The following is an 18,917-nucleotide window of genomic DNA, read 5'->3' as shown; positions in this document are numbered from 1 at the left end:
AGCGCCGTGATGACTATTATTGAAACGGCATCTGCGCCGGCGGCGCAAGCGCAGGGCAAAATCCTGCTGGATGTGAAAGACCTCCGCGTAACCTTTAAAACGCCAGATGGTGATGTGACGGCGGTAAACGACCTCAATTTCAACCTGCGCGCAGGTGAAACCCTGGGGATCGTTGGCGAGTCGGGGTCGGGCAAGTCGCAGACGGCGTTTGCACTGATGGGGCTTCTGGCCCAAAACGGCCGCATTGGCGGCTCGGCAACCTTCAACGGTAAAGAGATCCTGAACCTGCCTGAGCAGGAGCTGAACAAGCTGCGTGCTGAACAGATCTCCATGATCTTCCAGGACCCGATGACGTCTCTGAACCCGTACATGCGTGTGGGTGAGCAGCTGATGGAAGTACTGATGCTGCATAAAGGCATGGGCAAAGCCGAAGCCTTTGAAGAGTCTGTGAAAATGCTGGATGCGGTGAAAATGCCTGAAGCGCGTAAGCGTATGCGCATGTTCCCGCACGAATTCTCAGGCGGGATGCGTCAGCGCGTTATGATTGCAATGGCGCTGCTTTGCCGTCCTAAGCTGCTGATTGCCGACGAACCTACCACCGCGCTGGACGTTACCGTACAGGCGCAGATCATGACGCTACTGAACGAGCTTAAGCGCGAGTTCAATACCGCTATTATCATGATTACCCACGACCTTGGCGTGGTTGCTGGTATCTGTGACAAAGTGCTGGTGATGTATGCCGGTCGTACGATGGAATACGGTAAAGCCCGTGACGTGTTCTATAACCCGGCACATCCTTATTCCATTGGCCTGCTGAATGCCGTTCCGCGTCTTGATGCGGAAGGGGAATCGCTGCTGACCATCCCGGGTAACCCGCCGAACTTACTGCGTCTGCCAAAAGGTTGCCCGTTCCAGCCTCGCTGTCCACATGCGATGGAAATCTGTAACAGTGCTCCGCCACTGGAAGAGTTTGCACCAGGCCGCCTGCGCGCCTGCTTTAAGTCGCATGAGGAGCTGGTATGAACGCATTAGACGAAAAAAGAAATGTGCTGCTCGAAATTGCCGATCTGAAAGTGCATTTCGACATCAAAGATGGCAAGCAGTGGTTCTGGCAACCGCCTAAAACCCTTAAGGCCGTAGACGGCGTGACGCTGCGTCTGTATGAAGGGGAAACCCTGGGCGTGGTGGGCGAATCTGGCTGCGGTAAGTCAACCTTTGCCCGTGCGATTATCGGCCTGGTGAAAGCCACTGGCGGTAAAGTCGCCTGGCTGGGGAAAGATCTGCTGGGTATGAAGCCCGACGAGTGGCGCGACGTGCGTAGCGATATTCAGATGATTTTCCAGGATCCGCTGGCATCACTGAACCCGCGTATGACTATTGGCGAAATCATTGCTGAGCCGCTGCGTACCTATCATCCGAAAATGCCGCGCCAGGAAGTTCGCGACCGCGTAAAAGCGATGATGATGAAAGTGGGCCTGCTGCCTAACCTCATCAACCGCTATCCGCATGAGTTCTCGGGCGGCCAGTGTCAGCGTATTGGTATTGCGCGTGCGCTGATCCTTGAGCCGAAGCTGATTATCTGTGATGAGCCCGTCTCTGCACTGGACGTGTCGATTCAGGCACAGGTGGTTAACCTGTTGCAGAAATTGCAGCGCGAGATGGGGCTGTCCCTTATCTTCATCGCGCACGATCTGGCGGTGGTAAAACACATCTCTGATCGCGTTCTGGTGATGTATCTGGGCCATGCGGTTGAGCTTGGCACTTACGATGAGGTGTACCACAATCCGTTGCACCCTTATACGAAAGCGCTGATGTCGGCGGTGCCGGTTCCCGACCCGGATCTGGAAAAGAACAAAACTATCCAGCTTCTTGAGGGTGAACTGCCATCACCGATTAACCCGCCTTCAGGCTGTGTTTTCCGCACCCGCTGCCCGATGGCCGGGCCGGAATGCGCGCAAACGCGACCGGTACTGGAAGGCAGTTTCCGACATGCGGTTTCCTGCCTTAAAGTAGACCCGTTATAATCGCAAGGGCTGACATGATGTCAGCCCTTATTTTTTGCGAGGTTAATGTGTCGCGATTATCTATTTCTGCCCGTCAGCGGCTTTATCATTATTTGTTCGATCTTAAAACGCGCTCAGGCCGTCGATTCGAAGGGCTTTGCGGTTTATTTGCGCTGCTGAGCGTAATTATTATTTTTGTCGAATCAGGCGCCGGGACGCAGTACCACCTGACATTTGACGAATGGCACGTGTTTGTCTGGCTGGAACTCATTGTGACTCTGGTCTTTACCTGCGAGTATTTGCTGCGGGTTTTCTGCTGGCCGAATCCGGTAAAATATGTCTTCAGCTTCTGGGGATTTATTGATCTTGCGACGATCCTGCCGCTGTATGTGATGTGGCTGTGGCCTGAAATCAGCCTCGACTATGTTTTTGCCTGGCGCGCCATGCGAGCGATTCGGGTTTTGCGCATCCTCAAACTCTTGCGTTTTATGCCATCGCTACGGGTATTCTGGCAGGCGATAATAAGCGCACGTCATCAGCTGGCCCTTTTCTATTCGTTTATCGCCATCGTGATGATCGTTTTTGGCGCGCTGATGTATTTAATTGAGGGGCCGAAATATGGATTCACCACGCTAAACGCGTCTGTATATTGGGCCATTGTTACCGTCACGACGGTGGGGTACGGCGATATTACACCTCATACGCCACTTGGGCGAATTGTTGCGTCGGTGCTGATTTTGATTGGTTATTCGGTGATTGCGATCCCGACAGGGCTGATTACCACTCATATGAGTTCTGCATTTCAGAAGCGGCAATTTGAACGCCGGTGCCCGAATTGCCAGCAACGCGGCCATGAGAACAGCGCCCGGTATTGCAACCGGTGTGGTAACGAACTGCCGGACTAAATAAAAAAGGCTGCCATCGCAGCCTTTTTTATTATTCGCGCCAGAGAATATGGCACAGCTTGTGGTCTTTCTCGCGACACAGCAGCACGCGGGCGAAGATGTCGTTAATTTCACCGCCATCTTCATCAGCAAGCCCAATTACCACTTCGGCAAAGAAGTCCGGGTTGAGGTCGAAATCCACGTGCTCGGCCCAGTCTTCTGCCGGGTCGAATAACTCGGCACCGCCGCGCTCTTCAAATTGCAGATTAAAGAGGATCACGTCTGCGGGATCGAGGTTATCAACCGCCAGTTCGAGAAAAATGTCATAGGCCTGCTCGAGCGTTTCGTCTTCGGTCAGGCGATTGTTCAGATCCATTTCCATGATGACTACCTGTTTAACATCGTTGGGCACGTTTTACAGCAACGGACTAAAGAAGTAAAACAGTCGTTCAGCAATTCTCTGCCATAGCGGGCGTTTCACCCACAGTCGGGCATCCAGCAGGCGGGAACGGGAAATATAGTCATCCTGAACGGCCGCCAGATCGCCGCCAAACCCGGCATCGTCAATCACCAGCGTAATTTCAAAGTTGAGCCACAGGCTGCGCATATCCAGATTAACGGTGCCGACCAGGCTTAATTCACCGTCGACCAGCACGCTTTTCGTGTGCAGAAGACCGCCTTCAAACTGATAGATTTTTACCCCTGCAGCCAGCAGTTCAGTAAAGAAGGCGCGGCTGGCCCAGCCCACCAGAACCGAGTCGTTTTTACGCGGCATAATAATGCTAACATCCACGCCTCGCTGCGCGGCGGTACATATGGCGTGCAGCAGGTCATCGCTCGGAACGAAGTAAGGTGTGGTCATTATCAGGTACTCACGGGCGGAATAGGCCGCAGTGAGCAGAGCCTGGTGAATAAGATCTTCCGGGAAACCCGGGCCAGAGGCGATGGTATGGATGGTGTGCCCGCTGGCCTCTTCAAACGGCATGATGTTGACGTCTGGCGGCGGCGGAAGAATTCGTTTCCCGGTTTCTATTTCCCAGTCGCAGGAGTAGACAACCCCCATGGAGGTGGCGATCGGGCCTTCCATACGCGCCATCAGGTCAACCCACTGTCCAACGCCGGAATCCTGCTTGAAGAAGCGAGGATCAACCATGTTCATACTGCCGGTGTAAGCAATATAGTTATCAATCAAGATCATTTTACGGTGCTGGCGCAGATCCATACGGCGCAAGAACACACGCAGGAGATTAACCTTCAGCGCCTCGACCACTTCGATGCCCGCGTTACGCATCATCGCGGCCCACGGACTGCGGAAAAACGCCACGCTGCCAGCGGAGTCCAGCATCAGCCGGCAGTGAATGCCGCGACGGGCAGCCGCCATCAGTGATTCTGCAACCTGGTCTGCCATACCGCCGGGCTGCCAGATATAGAACACCATCTCGATATTATGGCGAGCCAGCTGGATATCGCGGATCAGCGCTTGCATCACATCATCTGAAGTGGTCAACAGCTGAAGCTGGTTGCCTTTTACACCAGCAATCCCCTGACGGCGCTCGCACAGCTTAAACAGTGAAGAGGCGACGCTACTGTTGTCTTCAGCAAAGATATGTTTGCAGGCTTTGAGGTCGTTCAGCCATTTCGCCGTAGAAGGCCACATGGCGCGGGCGCGTTCTGCCCGACGTTTGCCCAGATGCAGTTCACCGAAAGACAGATAAGCAATAATCCCGACCAGAGGCAGGATATAGATAATCAAAAGCCAGGCCATGGCAGAGGGTACGGCTCTGCGCTTCATCAGGATGCGTAACGTCACCCCCGCGATGACCAGCCAGTATCCCAGAATGACCAGCCAACTCACCACGGTGTAGAAGGTTGTCATAAATAAAAAATCCTTTTGAAAGCGTATTGTTATGAGTGTACGCATCAGGTTTCATCTGGCAAATAAAAACGGCAGATAAAAGCGCTGGTTTGCCGCAGGGTTGGGTTTATAATGGCCTTTCTTTTAGAGAAAAAGTGTTAGAGAAAGAGTTGTAGACATGAAGCGCAGTAGAACAGAAGTAGGGCGCTGGCGCATGTTGCGACAGGTGAGTCGTCGTAAGGCTCGTTGGCTGGAAGCACAATCCCGCCGCAATATGCGTATACACGCCATCAGAAAATGTGGGTTAAGCAAACACCGTAACGCGTTACTGTTTGCATTCCAGGAACTCTGAAAACCACGAGGGCACCGTTAAGGTGCCCGATGTTTATATAAGGCTATTAATTTTCGCAGTCTCCCCCGACGTGATTCCGCGATATACTACCCCTGTTTAACTTTATGAAATAAAAGATGAATCCATACCTCTGGGTATTTATTGTGCTTTTTGCGCTGGATGCGCTCAGAGAAAATTTAGGGCTGTCGTCATTTTCCTCGCTGGCAGATTTTATATTTGCCTGGGTGTCACAGTGGTTTTACTAAGGGATCAAGGGATGAACGGAAAAGTGGTTGCTGCTCTATTGAGCATTGCGGTGTTGAGCGGGTGTGCCAGTACCAAAACAGCACCGGAACGACATGCGTATTATTTCGTCTCACATAAATCGAGTTTCACTGGCGGGAATTTTGCCTCCAGCGTGCCCGAGAATTATCGTCTGAACGTACCGCAGTTTCGCGAGATGTACGCCAGCGGCAAAGCCGACCGCGCGGCCGGACACACAGAGGCCGAGGCCAATGCGTATGCGCAAAGTATTCGCGATCAGCTAAAGAAAAGTGCCGTGACAAAACAATCTTTCTCGGGCAATGCGAATGACCAATGGTCTTCAGATATGGACCTGAAAGATGCCGTGTTGTTTGGTAACGAATTAGCTGCGACTTATCTTGATGGCTTTAACGGCGTACAATAGGTTAATTCACTGTTGGGAATAGCGCCGTTGCAGTGCTATTCCCTTTGTTTTATAGCAAAAGGAGGGAGCTGTGTTTGCGGAGTTTGGTGTGCTTAATTTCTGGACCTATGTGGTAGGCGCATTTTTTATCGTCCTGGTTCCAGGGCCAAACACACTGTTTGTGCTGAAAACGGGTATTGGCCATGGCGTCAAAAAAGGATATCTGGCCGCGACCGGTGTCTTTATTGGTGATGCCGTACTGATGTTTCTGGCATGGGCAGGGGTCGCTGCGTTAATTCAGACCACACCTGTGTTATTTAATATTGTGCGTTATTTAGGCGCATTCTATTTGCTGTGGCTCGGCGGCAAAATGTTGTGGTCGGTTATCACCCGCAAGAACAATGGCCATGATGCCGGTACTGAACCAGCAAGTATGATCATGAAGCGCTCTCTGGTGTTAAGCCTGACGAACCCGAAGGCGATTCTGTTTTATGTGTCGTTCTTTGTGCAGTTCATTGATGTGCGTGCAGAAAACACCGGAACCTCTTTCCTGATCCTCGCCACCACGCTTGAGCTGATTAGCTTTACCTACATGAGTTTCCTGATTTTCTCTGGTGCGTTTGTCACTCGCTACCTGAAAACCAAGAAGAAACTGGCGAAGCTGGGAAATGGCCTGATAGGGCTGCTGTTTGTAGGATTTGCTGCGCGACTTGCGTCGCTGCACTGAGATGAGGCTCCTGAGGGAGCCTTTTTAATGTCTGGCGTAACTGGAAAGCCGCGCCAGACAAGGCTTCAAGTTTTACTACTAGCAGTCAAAAGCCATAAAAAGCGGCTAGGGTGTGGACACATTGTGGACACTCTGACCGCCATTAGCACCCTTCAACGGGTTGAGCGAAATCGCGTCCTGCAGATACTGAGGAGCGAAGTGCGCATAGACCATTGTCTGCGCAATTTTCGTATGACCTAAGATCCTCTGCAGTGTGATGATGTTGCCCCCGTTAATCATAAAGTGCGTGGCGAAAGAGTGTCGCAGCGCATGTGTCGCTTGCCCGGCCGGTAAATCTGGTTTAACCGCTTTGAGGATTCGCCTGAATTCAGCATAACTGGCCTCAGCAAACAGAAAGCCTCTTGTTTTACCGACTATGTAAGCCGCAACATCGTCAGAGATCGGAACCGTTCGCGGTATGTTGGTTTTCGTCTTAATGAAAGACACCCGGTTATGAATCACGTTCTCTGCTTTCAGCCTTGCAGCCTCTCCCCATCTTGCCCCGGTACTCAGGCACAAGACGGCAATTTTACGATTGTCTCCTGATAGAGCTGCCAGTAAGGCGTCAATTTCCTCAAGAGTGAGATAGCCCGTTTCGGCAGTCTGCTCCTTAAGTTTTTTGAACCCTCTAAACGGATGCTCGCCGTTATACATTTCTGACTCAATCAGGGTAGTAAACATCCCACCTAATGTAATCAGGTCGCGGTTGATGGTAGTTGGCTTAATACCTTCACCCCGGCGTTGAGCACAATATTGCGTTATCAGGCTCTTGGTGATCTGGAAAGCGCATGGGTTACCGGTCATCGTTTCGAAACGCTCAATTTTCTTGAGATACGATTGACCGTGTTCCTCGTGTTTACCTTTCAGCTTCCACCATAACTCTTTCAGTTCTGACAGTTGGCGTTTGTCCGTGGGTTTTGAAAGCCATTCCTTTGAGTGATGGTTATATTGAGTATGTTTTTCAAAAGCCATCGCCTCGCTTTTCTTGTCGAACTTCCGACGGATGCGTTTTCCGTTACGCCCGGTCGGTCTAATGTCCACTTCATATCGACCATCATCGAGCTTTTTAACAGACATAAAGCCTCCCGATGATGTTACTGCGTACTTCAATTTCCTGATTTAAATAGCAAAAACTCACTGTGCATTTACTGCACAAATAAGCGCCGTAAATGGTTAGCCAGTTTTCTGGTCTGAGTGGGGCGACGTTGTTGTCTGCTGCCCAAAGTGCGCGAGAGCCGGTGCAATCTGCCCAGCTTCGGGTGTTATTTGATCAGTCATAAACCACAAGGTGTATTTCGTGAAGCGTGGGTGCTGGAGGATTTTCATGATTTGTTCGACTCCCGGCTTCTTATCACCGGCTTCATAACTACAAAAAGAACCGTAAACGATTCCAGTTAACTCACTGAATTGTCTCCTATTTAACCTTTCTGACTCTCTTATCAGCTTGATTTTTTCATGGATCTGTATTGACATAAAATCACCTATAGTTGAACATTATCACCTATCGTAGATTTAATTTATCGATAGATGAATCACCTTTTAGAGCAACTAAACCCTATTTAGAGCAATTAATCACACTAAAGGAGAATCGTAGCAGATGACTAATCAGCTTGTAAGCAGAACAGATGCGGTTCCATACCAGGAATTTGCGCGTCTTATTGGCAAAACTCCTGCTGCAGTCAAAGGGATGATTGAGAAGGGCAAGCTGCCTGTGGTCGAGATGACCGATCCACAGTCAACAAGTGGTCGTGCAGGAGAATACTGGGTTTATCTGCCAGCGTGGAACAAGGGTATGAAGATGGCTTATGACAGCCGCCCGAAGGAAATTCGGGACGGTTGGCTGATGTGGCTCGGATTAGGGGAGCCAGTATGAAGGGTGAACCTCGCTGTATTGCGCAACTGCTTCGTAGAGAAAGCCCTAATCCGATTAACTTCACTATCACTCACGGTCGCGGCAAGAAGGGCATCATCATCCGAACCCGTAAGCAGGGTGTTATCGAGAAGCTTCGCCGGCTGGTAAAAAAGAGAGGGCTGTGGTTATGACCGTTATGACTCTTGATGTGATCCAGAAACAACCGGCAGCGCTTCGCGGTTTGGTTTGCAAGTATCTGGCTCAACCTCGTTGGCAAGACACTTGCGATTTTTACAATCAGATGATGGAACGGGAGCGGCTGACCGTCTGTTTTCATGCGCAATTAAAACAGCGCCATTCGGTAATGCGCCTTGAGGAAATGGAAGAAGCCGATCGCGAGCGTATTGTTTGCGCGCTTGATGAGTTGCGGTTTGCATTCACCCGATTCCGTCAGATTGGTTTCACCAAATCAACGTTTATCAACCGCCTGACCGTCAGCCAAAGGCGCTCACTGTTTCTTCATGCGGGACTGACTGAGCAGGAATTTATGATGCCGCACTGGCGTTTGAACGAGGAGGACTGTTATTGGCGTGACAAACTTTTCCGCGCTTTGCGAGAGTTGTTCAGCCTTTTTGAGTACGCGCCAACCATTTTAACCTCGGTAAAACCTGAGCAGTATTTACATTAATTAATCTGGATTCGTTTTATTACGCGCCTTACAGCGTGGGGACTCCTTTTGTCCGGAGATAGGCAAATGCAAAAGCAAAATACAGCGCAGCGGGGGATGTATTCGGCACTTCTGGCGCAGGCAGTAAGCGAGGCACAGCGCGACACGGCGACCCGTTTCTCTTCTCAGTTTGACGGGCTTATCGCGCACATCAGTAAGTCAGAACTTAATCGCACCGAGATTATCGAGTTATTAGGTCAGGAGTCGGAAAAGTTACACAACGCAATTTTCGGTAGAGCTGGCTAACCACTTTTGAAAGGAAGAAAAAAATGAGCATACGCATCGAGATAAATAACCAGTACGTCATTACCAGCGACCGCTATCAATTCATTTTGCAGGAAAAGAAAACCGCCACATCTGGTAAGAATGAAGGTAAAGAATGGCTGGATGTTGTCGGTTACTACCCAACCATTTCTAAGCTCGTTTCGGGTCTTGCCTTGCATGACCTTTTAACGGGAGACGCGACTTGTTTCTCTGCGCTTGAAACTCAGATTGAGCGCGTGTCAAAGCAATGTCTGGACGCCTTCACTCCTAATGGCCGGTGAACCTCGGGGGCGTATTGCCCCCTCGCCACCAACGCCTTTCCCAAAGCACACCGATGATACTTTTGTCGGTGCTTATCCCTGGAATAACGTCAACAAAGAGGCCATTGGCCGCGACAGACCCCTTACACGTGCCGAACTCCGGCAGGTGCAAGGTGTTTTAAACCGAATTGACCGCCTGCCATTTTTCCTGCAAACGCTGTTTACCTCGCGTTATAACTTCATACGCCGCACAAAGAGCCCGTTGGGTGGGCTGTATTTCCTCAAAAACACGTTTGAGCGCAAGCTGCTACCGCGCCTTGAGCGTGTTAACGAGTTGTGCGGGATGAATGAATCCACCTCAATTGGCTTTTTATCTGAGCGCGACCAGTACGCGCGCTTACCTGATATGAATGACAAAGAGCTCAGGAAATTCTCGGCCAGAATCGCCGCGCAACTCTGGAGTAAATACGAGGAACTGAGCGACGCCTGGGCGGATGCGCACGGCGGTAAAGAGACTCTTTTCACCGATGAGGCGCAGGCACATTTATACGGTCAGGTGGCTGGTGTTGCGCGCGCTTTCAATTTCACTCCGTTGCACTGGAAGAAATACCTTAAGGGTCAGATGACGATCCGCCAGGCATTTTCCGCTATTTCCCGTTTGATTAAAGATGAGTGGTGGGTTAACCAGCTCAAGGCTCAGCGTATGCGCTGGCGCGAGGCGCTGCTCATTGCTGCCGGTGAGGTCAATAAAGACCGTTCACCCTACGCAAGCAAAATGGCGATCCGTGATGTTCACGCGCGCCGCTTGGCTAATCTCGAATATCTGAAATCCTGCGAGCTGGAAAACAAAGTTACCGGCGAACGTATCGACCTCATCAGTAAGGTCATGGGGAGTATCTCAAATCCTGAAATACGCCGTATGGAGCTGATGAATACTATCGCCGGTGTTGAGCGCTACGCGGCCAGCGCGGGTGATGTGGGGATGTTCATCACGCTGACCACGCCGTCGAAGTATCACCCGACGCGTCAGGTCGGCAAGGGCGAAAACAAAACGGTACAGCTCAATCACGGCTGGAACGAAACCGCATTCACCCCCAAAGACGGCCAGCGTTATCTCTGCCGAATCTGGAGCCTGATACGCACCGCTTTCAAAGATAGAGATTTAGAGGTTTACGGGATGCGCGTTGTCGAACCGCACCACGACGGCACGCCACACTGGCACATGATGCTGTTTTGCAAACCCGATCAGCGTAATGCCATTAACGAAATTATGCGTCGTTACGCCCTCAAAGAGGACGGACACGAAAAGGGTGCGGCAAAACAGCGTTTTGAGTCACGTCACCTTAATCAGGGAGGCGCGGCGGGTTATATCGCTAAATACATTGCCAAAAATATCGACGGCTACGCGCTCGACGGCCAACTCGACCACGACACTGGCAAGCCCCTCAAAGATACGGCCGCAGCCGTCACCGCATGGGCGTCTACATGGCGCATCCCCCAATTTAAACCGATTGGCCTCCCGACGATGGGCGCTTACCGCGAGCTCCGCAAACTGCCGCGCGGGGTGAGTATTGCCAGCGAGTTTGACGACCGTGTCGAGGCTGCGCGAGCGGCTGCAGATGAGGGGGAGTTTGACCTGTATATCATCGCGCAGGGCGGGGCAAACATGCCGCGTGATGCTCAGGCCGTCAGGGTCGCCCGTAAGGTGACGGATGAGGTTAACGAGTACGAGGAAGATATCGAGAGGGTGGTAGGTATTTATGCCCCTCACCTTGGGGCTCACCGTGTCCATGTAACCCGTACAGCCGAATGGCGAATCGTTCCAAAGGTTTTGGCTGTTGAGCCTTTGACCTTAAAAAGCGGCTCTGCCGCGCCTCGGAGTCCTGTCAATAACTGTGGAAAGCTCACCGGCGGTGGCGATCCAGTTATGACACCCACACCGTCTGAGCAAGCCGCAGCGGTGTTAAATCTGATTGAGCGCGGGGTTATCGGCTGGAATGAGCCAGACGTCGTGAAAGTGCTTAACGACGCGTTAAAAGCTGGCGTGCCGCGTAAGAATCGCCAGCAAAGAAGCAATGCGCCGCTCAAAACGAGCGAGCAAGCGCCATCAGTCAGGATGACAAAACCCGAAAGGGATCGCGTTGCAAAAATTCGTTTCGATTTGGCTCAGGAAGGGATTACCCCGGAACGGTGGGAAATTGACGCGCTGGCGCGTGGGGCAACGGTGATTTATGGCGATAAAAAATTTAGATATCCTGCTGCTTATGAGTGGCCGGGAATTTTAAATCAAACGGAGTGAGCTTAATAAAGATTACATGATTCGATATGTACTTTACTCTTGCGTAGCAAGGACAGATGAAGATCTAAGCATACAGGTTATGCATCAGGTTTAAGTGTTGTAGCTTTGGACAGCGGTCATGGTAGTCGCCAGCATTCATTAAAGGTAAAAAGACTGTGAGAATGTACAGTTTTTAAGAAGTGGTTATGGCCGGTAAGATGTTGGTTTTCAGGTAGTTTATCGAGGTAAGTTTATGGAGTATTATTAGCCGGTCTTAGGTGTTTTTTACTGCGCCCTAAAAATGCTGCTGCGGAACTTGGCCAGCTTCACTTATGTTATTGTTTTTATAATTGAATTTGGCTATGCACTTATGATAAAAAAATGTTTATTATGACCATAAAGATTCAACAGAGGATGTGTTGATGAATCAAATAAAATCAATGAATATCAATAAGCTATTGTTAGATGTTGATAACCCTCGTTTTCCTACATCAGCAGAAAATCAGCGTGATGCTATAGCAAAAATGCTTGATCTACAGTATGACCGGATTTATCGCTTGGCCAAGGATATTGCTGCTAAGGGACTAGACCCATCAGAGAACATCTTAGTTTATCCTAGTGAAGAAGAGGATGGATTTTTCATTGTTGCTGAAGGTAATCGACGTGTTACCGCTTTGAAACTTTTATTATCCCCGAAATTAGCTTCGAGTGAAAAAGCGAGAAAAGCTTTTGAAAAACTAAAAATAACACAAGCTAAAGATATTAGAGTTATTGATAACTGTGTGCTCTTTGACGATGATGATTACGAACATTGGGTCAATCTCAAACATACAGGTCAGAATGGTGGAGTTGGCAGGGTTGAGTGGACTGCGCCAGAAAAAGCTAGGCATATGGCTCGCATGGGTAAGCAATCTTTTGGTAACCAAGTGCTTACTTTCTTAGATTTAAACTCTGATTACTATAAAGAAATAATTGACAAAAAGAAATTATTGAAAATTACAAACATAACTCGTCTTTTCGGAGATTTGAAAGTACGAGATTATTTTAACTTAAAAAGCATTAATGGAATTTTATATTCATTTCAACCTTACGACCGATTTAAAGATCAACTTAAAAATATTCTGAGTGTTATGGTTGAAGAGGATGAAAAAGGTAAGGCATGCTTTACTGTTAATAGAATCCGTAGTCAGGATGATAGAGTTACATTCATTATTGAACAAAAAATTAAAGCATCTGAGAAACTACTAAAAAAACCATGGAGTTTGCTCGACCCAAATCCGGCGACTTCTGAAGAAGATGATAATATAGATTTAGAAGAAGATGAGCCATCTAAGAAAAAAGGTGGTGGTTTTTCAGGTGGCAGCTCCTTTGGTGGGGAGGAGGGTAAAGATGAGGACTATTCTAAAGACAAGGATGAGTCAGATTCTGAACCTGAACCGAAACCTAAAACCAAAGCCAAGAATCCACCTAAGATGGATCGCAATAATTTGATCCCATCATATGTAAAACTAAATTTTAGAGGCCACAAAAAATGTTCTCGTATATACAACGAGCTTAAAACTCATTTGACCTTTGACTCGACTCCAAATGCAATATCAATTTTGTTACGTATATTCATTGATCTTTCTGTTAGTGCTTTCATTGAAGATAATAAATTAGAGGCTAAGGATTCAAATAGAAACCCTGGTCTTCATGACAAGGTCATAATGTGTGCGCAATATCTTCGTGATAATAAAAAAATGACAGGGAGTCAATGTACTGCTGTAATAACTTACTCAAGTCAAATAACTAAACATAATGGTTCTTTGCAACAATATGTTCATAATCCGCACTTAATCCTCTCAAAAGAGGCTGTAAATACCGAGTGGGATAATTTTGAGTTGCTACTCAGCCTTATCTGGAGTGACTGACGTTAAGTTGATTCTGGACAGGGATGTCCATGAGTTGATATACTATGGGATCAAGATTGAGAGGGACATATGAAATTTTATACTCCATTGAGATACCCCGGCGGGAAAGGTAAGCTATCTTACTTTTTGAAAGATGTCATTGAACAAAATTCGTTAAATGATGGGGCTTACGCTGAACCCTATGCTGGCGGTGCAGGAGTAGCTTTAGAATTGCTATTGGAAGAGTATGTCCGTAAAATCTACATTAATGATGCAGACTTGGCTGTCTATTCTTTTTGGTCATCTGTGGTTGATGATACAGATAATCTTTGCAGGCTTATTAATGACGCAAAAATAAATATGGATGAGTGGCGCCATCATCGCTATGTGATTTCAAACCCTTCAGAATTTACTAAGCTTGAAATTGGTTTTGCTGCCTTTTTTTTAAATAGAACTAATCGTTCTGGAATTCTAAAGGCTGGTGTTATTGGTGGTAAAGAGCAAAATGGCAAGTGGAAGATGGACGTGCGTTATAACAGGGGTGATTTGATATCAAGAATTGAAGGAATAGCTAATTACAATCAAAGAATAGTTGTTACAAATCTTGATGCATTAGATTTTCTTGATGCGTTAAGTTTCATGGATGGTGTGGGTAAGGCTGATAAAAATAAAACTCTTCTATACTTGGATCCTCCTTACTATATAAAAGGTCAAGGGCTGTATAGGAATTTCTATGAGCACGATGATCATGTGCTGGTGATGGAGAAACTTAGGGCGATAGATTTTCCTAAATGGCTTGTGTCTTACGATAATGCAAAAGAAATTAAAGACATCTACACCGAATTCACTCAAGTTGAATATTCGTTGCAATATACCGCGCAACAAAAGAAATCTGGGGAGGAAGTAATGATTTTCTCTTCGGAAATTGTTATTCCTGATACTCTTAAAGGTGTATCAATGCCAATCTCTGCATGAATTTCTTAATGTTAATTTCCTGTGCATTAGTAAGGTGCATGAATTTGCATTCGTTTTTGATTCAAGTGTATGACAACCGGCGTCAGCATGGGCGCGGCTCGGGACTCCTGATGCAATTGCATTAAAAGCGCCCCCTTAAGCGCGCAGGCGAGGCGGGGATAGCACTGCGCGCCAGACGTGGTGACAGCATTTATTTTGCGCGTCTGTGCGCGTCGTGGTGGTGCGCTGTGCTTTCGGGTCGGGCGATGAGGTGCGCGAGGGATTTCGTGGCGTCTGCGGCGTCTGTGCGCTTTGTGAAAGTGCCGCCCGAAGGCGGCATTATTGGCAAGGTTTACTCGGTGTCGATGCTGTAATCCTTAAAGCGGATCACCTTCATTCCTAACCAATCGTTTATTTCTTTGAAACGTTCCTGTAGCGGCGTCAACTCGTTACGCACAAACACCCGCGCCACCTTCTCAATATCCCCCATTGAGCCGATATTCTCAGGCTTACCGCCCATCAGTTGAAAGGGTACGCGGTGCGCATCGAGCAGGTCGGCGGCGCTTACTTTCTTGATGTTGAAAAAATCATCCTTTGTGGCGACTTCACTCAGCGGAACAATCTTGATGCCATCCGGTTTCCCGTTCGGGGCATAGAAAAACAGGTTTTTAAAATTCCCGAGTCCTTTCGAGTCACGCATCGCGGAACGCAGCGACTCGACATCGGTGCTGCTTTGCGCCGCGTCGGTCACGTACATGATGTAACCCGCGTGAGCGCCGTTCTGGTAATACTTGCGACGAAACAGCGTAGCGGATTCATTCAGCCAGGCGGAATTGAGCGCGCTCAGGTATTCCGGCATCCCGTAGAGCTCCTGATTGATATCCGGCTCAAGCAGATGGCACACCGAGCCGGGTGCGAACTGGTGCGGGTGGGTATAGCTCGACACGTACCAGTACACATCATCCTCGACACCCCGGCGGGTGTATTTTGCCGGGGAGGTTTCCAGTTTAAAAAGCTGACCGGTCACGCTAATGCGCTTTTCCAGATACCCGTTAGCAAAAACCAGATAATCGAGCACAAGGCGGCTGAAATCCTGACGTGACAGCAACGGGTGCGGGATGTAGGTACTCGTCAGGATGTTGCGCTTTACGTAAATCGGAGAGCTGTGGTGCACTGCGGCGCGCAGGCTTTTCGCCAGCCCGGAGAAGTTGACCGGCGGTTCGTACCATTTGCCGTTATTGATGCACTCGACATAGTCGAGAATGTCGCGGCGATCCAGGACAGGGGACGGCTCGCCAAAGGTGAACGCCTCCATTTTTTGCGGCGCGCTGGCGGTCATGGTGGTGGTTTTCTTATGGCGTTTTTTCATCTTAGTTAATATCCAGAATTGAGGTTGATTGCATACCGCTACCGGCGGAAAGCGGTTCGTTTAACAGGGCGTGCATGGTCGCCCACGCGATGTCCGCATGGCTGGCCTCTTCACTGCGGCTGGCTTCATAGGTGGCACTGCGGCCACTGCTGGTCATGGTTTTGCGGATAGCCATAAATGACTGAGTGATGTCGGTTGCACCGGCGTCATACTCCAGACACCCACGGCGAATCGTGTCTTTCGCCTTGAGCACCATTGCGGTTTTCATTTCCGGCGTGTAGCGGATGGCGCGCGCGGCCGGGAAGAATGAGCGCACAAGCTGGTAAACACCCTGGCCGATGCCGGTCGCATCGATGCCGATATAATCGACGGTGTATTTCTCGGTCAGTGCCCGGATGGCCTCGGCCTGCGCGGCAAAGTCCATGCCTTTCCACTGATGACGCTCAAGGATGCGGAACTTGCCACCGGCAACCAGTGGCGGAGCCAGTACTGCACAGCCTGCGCTGTCGCCGGTGTGTGACGGGTCGTAGCCAATCCAGACCGGCCGCCAGTTAAATGGACGGTCTGCAAACGGTTCAAAGTCTTCCCATTCCTCCATCGCATCGACCATGCAGCGCTGCAACTCCTCGAACGGGAATACCGACGCCTTATCGTCGACAAACTCGCACATAAACAGGTTACTGAAGTCATCCGCGCTGTTTTCCTGTTTAAGCTGGTCTAGGTTAAAGAGAGTGCAGCCACCGGCGAGCGCGTCCTCAATGGTGACAATCTGCCTCCACTGGCCGTCCGGGCAAAGCACGCCACCGGCAAGCGCCTTGTGACTGATATCGATGTCGACACGTTCGTCGCGGTTACTGCGGCCACGATTAAACAGCTCACCTGACCAGAACGGGTAAGCGCCATGCGCCAGCGTGGACGGGGTCGAAAAATAGGTGGTGCGCAGATGTGACTGCGAGGCCATGCCCGAGGCCACTTTGCGCAGCTTCTGGAAATTGGGTATCCAGAAAATTTCATCAACGTACAGGTCGCCGTTGTGGCTCTGCGCGGTGTTGGAATTCGTCCCGAGAAAAATCAGCTCAGCGCCGTTATTGCCGATGACAATAGGGTCGCCTGACAGGTCGACGTCGACCAGGCGTGCAAAGGCGATGATGTATTTTCGGAACACGTAAGCCTGCGTTTTACTGGCCGACAGAAATATCTGGTTTTGCCCGGTCTTGAGGGCGCGCAGTAGTGCCTCGCGCGCAAAGTAGAACGTTGCGCCAATCTGGCGCGATTTCAGTATGTGGCGAATGCGATGCGCGATGCCTGCCTTATGCCAGTTGAGCTGATACTCAAAGGACTGGTCGAAGAAAATCTCTTCCAGCTTCTCGATTGCCTCGTCGCTAAAATAATTACGTTTCGGCTTTTTGCGATCCCCTTTGTTACGGCTGGCTATATTTGGGTTTAAATCTGCCTCGTTTCCGGTCTGGCCGTAACGGTTCACGCGCGCGAGGCGCTCCATCTGGCGCGACAGAAAATCAGCGACTTTAAAATCATGTGCGGTCAGGTCAGGCTTTGCGTAAAGCTGGATGAGTCGCGCCTCTAACGTCGATTCAACGCGGTTAATCGGCGCGGTTTCCTCCCATCCATCACGCTGCTTCCAGCTTTGCACAGTCGGGCGCTTTATCTTCAGAGTCTCTGAGATTTGCGGTACAGAAAATCCCTGCCAGAACAACAGACGCGCCTGTCGTCGCGGGTCATTTAACAGTGAAAGGTCAGTCGAAATGGTCATGTTTGCCTCGTTTTGGTGTCACGAGGCAAGGCTAAGGAAATAGGCGGGCATTATCGCTAAACCCCTGTTGTGTCAGGGGTTGCACTTCTGTAACCGGTGGCTGATGCGGGGCTGAGTCGGGAAACTAACCCCGACCCGAAAACCCAACATCAGGACACCTGAACAATGGCAAAGAAAATTTCAAAATGGTTTCGCATCGGCGTAGAGGGTGACACCTGCGATGGCCGTGTCATCAGTGGCGATGATATTCAGGATATGGCCGACACGTTCGACCCGCGCGTTTATGGCTGTCGCATTAACCTCGAACACCTGCGCGGCATCCTGCCCGACAGCGTGCTCAAACGTTATGGCGACGTGACCGAAGTGAAAGCCGAAATCATCAGCGATGACTCTGCACTGAACGGCAAAAAAGCGCTGTTTGGCAAAATCGCACCGCTCGATGAGCTGGTCAGCATGGTGAAAGCTGGTCAGAAGGTATACACCTCAATGGAGATCCGCCCGAACTTTGCCAACAGCGGCAAATGTTACCTCGTGGGTCTGGCTGTCACCGATGATCCGGCAAGTCTCGGCACTGAATACCTGGAATTCTGCAGCCGTGCCACGCAGAACCCGCTCGCTGGTAAAAAAGCCCACCCTGACGACCTCTTTTCTGTGGCCTCACTGGCTGAGCTGGAATTTGAGGATGTTCCCGACACCATGCTTAATAGCCTGACCGACAAGGTCAAAGCCATTTTCAGCCGTAAGCAGGCCAGCGATGACGCGCGTTTTGCTGATGTGCATGAAGCGGTGACCACCGTCACCGAGCTGGTGCAAACCAACCTTACTGCCACCGACCAGCGCGTCACCGGGCTGGAGACAGCACTTGCGCAGCTTAAGCAGGCGAACGTAGAAAACGCACAGGCGTTTACCTCCCTCAAAAGCTCCCTCGATAACACCGAAAGCCAGCGCCAGCCTCGCCGCGAGCTTTCCAAAGGTGGTACGGGCGATGAGCTGCTGACCAACTGCTGACAACACGCCGGGCGTGCTGCCCTGCCTGAACTCCCTTTT

At 50.0% G+C, this 18,917-nt stretch carries 21 protein-coding genes; 15 read left to right on the top strand and 6 right to left on the bottom strand.

Annotated features, from left to right (window positions below):
- The first annotated feature begins 9 nt into the window (after positions 1-9).
- From F3J30_RS02530 to F3J30_RS02520, 3 genes are read left to right on the top strand one after another with little or no spacing between them, the layout of a single operon-like run.
- Positions 10-1,023, top strand: coding sequence for an ABC transporter ATP-binding protein (locus tag F3J30_RS02530; protein WP_014070537.1), 1,014 nt, complete (start codon positions 10-12; stop codon positions 1,021-1,023).
- A complete protein-coding gene (oppF, locus tag F3J30_RS02525) occupies positions 1,020-2,024 on the top strand; it encodes a murein tripeptide/oligopeptide ABC transporter ATP-binding protein OppF (RefSeq protein ID WP_014070536.1) in 1,005 nt (334 codons plus the stop codon). Before F3J30_RS02530 ends, oppF begins: the two co-directional genes overlap by 4 nt.
- 14 nt (positions 2,025-2,038) lie before the next feature.
- Positions 2,039-2,908: an ion transporter gene (locus F3J30_RS02520; protein WP_166715632.1), complete on the top strand. Its 870-nt coding sequence runs from the start codon at positions 2,039-2,041 to the stop codon at positions 2,906-2,908.
- Positions 2,909-2,939: 31 nt separating this feature from the next.
- Here the strand turns inward: F3J30_RS02520 and F3J30_RS02515 are convergent, their stop codons facing one another.
- Entirely contained in the window at positions 2,940-3,269 is a 330-nt protein-coding gene (locus F3J30_RS02515) for an HI1450 family dsDNA-mimic protein (RefSeq protein WP_003856748.1), read from the bottom strand.
- Between the two features lie 33 nt (positions 3,270-3,302).
- Positions 3,303-4,763 (bottom strand): cardiolipin synthase, encoded by a 1,461-nt coding sequence (cls, locus tag F3J30_RS02510; protein ID WP_014070533.1) that lies wholly within the window; start codon positions 4,761-4,763, stop codon positions 3,303-3,305.
- Positions 4,764-4,920: 157 nt separating this feature from the next.
- Between cls and F3J30_RS02505 the strand changes: the two genes are divergently transcribed.
- From F3J30_RS02505 to leuE, 3 genes are all read left to right on the top strand, one after another.
- Positions 4,921-5,094: a YciY family protein gene (locus tag F3J30_RS02505; protein WP_014070532.1), complete on the top strand. Its 174-nt coding sequence runs from the start codon at positions 4,921-4,923 to the stop codon at positions 5,092-5,094.
- A gap of 256 nt (positions 5,095-5,350) precedes the next feature.
- Positions 5,351-5,761: an Exc2 family lipoprotein gene (locus tag F3J30_RS02500; protein WP_166715629.1), complete on the top strand. Its 411-nt coding sequence runs from the start codon at positions 5,351-5,353 to the stop codon at positions 5,759-5,761.
- A gap of 70 nt (positions 5,762-5,831) precedes the next feature.
- Positions 5,832-6,467 carry a leucine efflux protein LeuE gene (gene leuE, locus F3J30_RS02495; protein ID WP_166715627.1) on the top strand — a complete coding sequence of 212 codons (636 nt, stop codon included), beginning with the start codon at positions 5,832-5,834 and terminating at the stop codon, positions 6,465-6,467.
- A 105-nt stretch (positions 6,468-6,572) separates the two neighbouring features.
- On the opposite strand, the gene F3J30_RS02490 is transcribed toward leuE, so the two are convergent.
- Positions 6,573-7,583: a tyrosine-type recombinase/integrase gene (locus tag F3J30_RS02490; protein WP_166715623.1), complete on the bottom strand. Its 1,011-nt coding sequence runs from the start codon at positions 7,581-7,583 to the stop codon at positions 6,573-6,575.
- Positions 7,584-7,679: 96 nt separating this feature from the next.
- Positions 7,680-7,979, bottom strand: a complete 300-nt coding sequence (locus tag F3J30_RS02485) for a helix-turn-helix transcriptional regulator (protein WP_166715620.1) — start codon at positions 7,977-7,979, stop codon at positions 7,680-7,682.
- A 124-nt stretch (positions 7,980-8,103) separates the two neighbouring features.
- Between F3J30_RS02485 and F3J30_RS02480 the strand changes: the two genes are divergently transcribed.
- From F3J30_RS02480 to F3J30_RS02445, 8 genes are all read left to right on the top strand, one after another.
- A complete protein-coding gene (locus tag F3J30_RS02480; protein ID WP_059354248.1) occupies positions 8,104-8,379 on the top strand; it encodes a regulatory phage cox family protein in 276 nt (91 codons plus the stop codon).
- Positions 8,376-8,549 (top strand): hypothetical protein, encoded by a 174-nt coding sequence (locus F3J30_RS02475; RefSeq protein ID WP_166715618.1) that lies wholly within the window; start codon positions 8,376-8,378, stop codon positions 8,547-8,549. Before F3J30_RS02480 ends, F3J30_RS02475 begins: the two co-directional genes overlap by 4 nt.
- Positions 8,546-9,046 (top strand): replication protein B, encoded by a 501-nt coding sequence (locus tag F3J30_RS02470; RefSeq protein ID WP_166715615.1) that lies wholly within the window; start codon positions 8,546-8,548, stop codon positions 9,044-9,046. The genes F3J30_RS02475 and F3J30_RS02470 overlap by 4 nt, the downstream gene beginning before the upstream one ends.
- A 66-nt stretch (positions 9,047-9,112) precedes the next feature.
- The gene (locus F3J30_RS02465) at positions 9,113-9,331 is read left to right on the top strand and encodes a DUF2732 family protein (RefSeq protein WP_159109623.1); all 219 of its coding nucleotides are present in this window, start codon (positions 9,113-9,115) and stop codon (positions 9,329-9,331) included.
- 23 nt (positions 9,332-9,354) lie between these two features.
- Positions 9,355-9,630 (top strand): DUF5405 family protein, encoded by a 276-nt coding sequence (locus F3J30_RS02460; protein ID WP_166715613.1) that lies wholly within the window; start codon positions 9,355-9,357, stop codon positions 9,628-9,630.
- Complete coding sequence (locus F3J30_RS02455) at positions 9,620-11,908, top strand: replication endonuclease (protein ID WP_166715610.1); 2,289 nt, start codon at positions 9,620-9,622, stop codon at positions 11,906-11,908. Before F3J30_RS02460 ends, F3J30_RS02455 begins: the two co-directional genes overlap by 11 nt.
- Before the next feature lie 401 nt (positions 11,909-12,309).
- Complete coding sequence (locus F3J30_RS02450; RefSeq protein ID WP_166715608.1) at positions 12,310-13,797, top strand: hypothetical protein; 1,488 nt, start codon at positions 12,310-12,312, stop codon at positions 13,795-13,797.
- A 69-nt stretch (positions 13,798-13,866) separates the two neighbouring features.
- Entirely contained in the window at positions 13,867-14,751 is an 885-nt protein-coding gene (locus F3J30_RS02445) for a DNA adenine methylase (RefSeq protein ID WP_166715605.1), read from the top strand.
- A gap of 331 nt (positions 14,752-15,082) precedes the next feature.
- On the opposite strand, the gene F3J30_RS02440 is transcribed toward F3J30_RS02445, so the two are convergent.
- Positions 15,083-16,099 (bottom strand): phage portal protein, encoded by a 1,017-nt coding sequence (locus F3J30_RS02440; RefSeq protein WP_166715603.1) that lies wholly within the window; start codon positions 16,097-16,099, stop codon positions 15,083-15,085.
- Position 16,100: 1 nt separating this feature from the next.
- Positions 16,101-17,870 carry a terminase ATPase subunit family protein gene (locus F3J30_RS02435; RefSeq protein ID WP_166715600.1) on the bottom strand — a complete coding sequence of 590 codons (1,770 nt, stop codon included), beginning with the start codon at positions 17,868-17,870 and terminating at the stop codon, positions 16,101-16,103.
- Between the two features lie 165 nt (positions 17,871-18,035).
- Here F3J30_RS02435 and F3J30_RS02430 point away from each other — a divergent pair, with 165 nt between their 5' ends.
- Positions 18,036-18,878: a GPO family capsid scaffolding protein gene (locus F3J30_RS02430; protein ID WP_166715598.1), complete on the top strand. Its 843-nt coding sequence runs from the start codon at positions 18,036-18,038 to the stop codon at positions 18,876-18,878.
- The last annotated feature ends 39 nt before the right edge of the window (positions 18,879-18,917 follow it).

Source organism: Enterobacter sp. Tr-810 (assembly GCF_011752765.1).
Lineage (GTDB): Bacteria > Pseudomonadota > Gammaproteobacteria > Enterobacterales > Enterobacteriaceae > Enterobacter > Enterobacter soli.
Note: the sequence above shows the minus strand (reverse complement) of the source record. Positions and strands in the feature narration are given on the sequence as shown.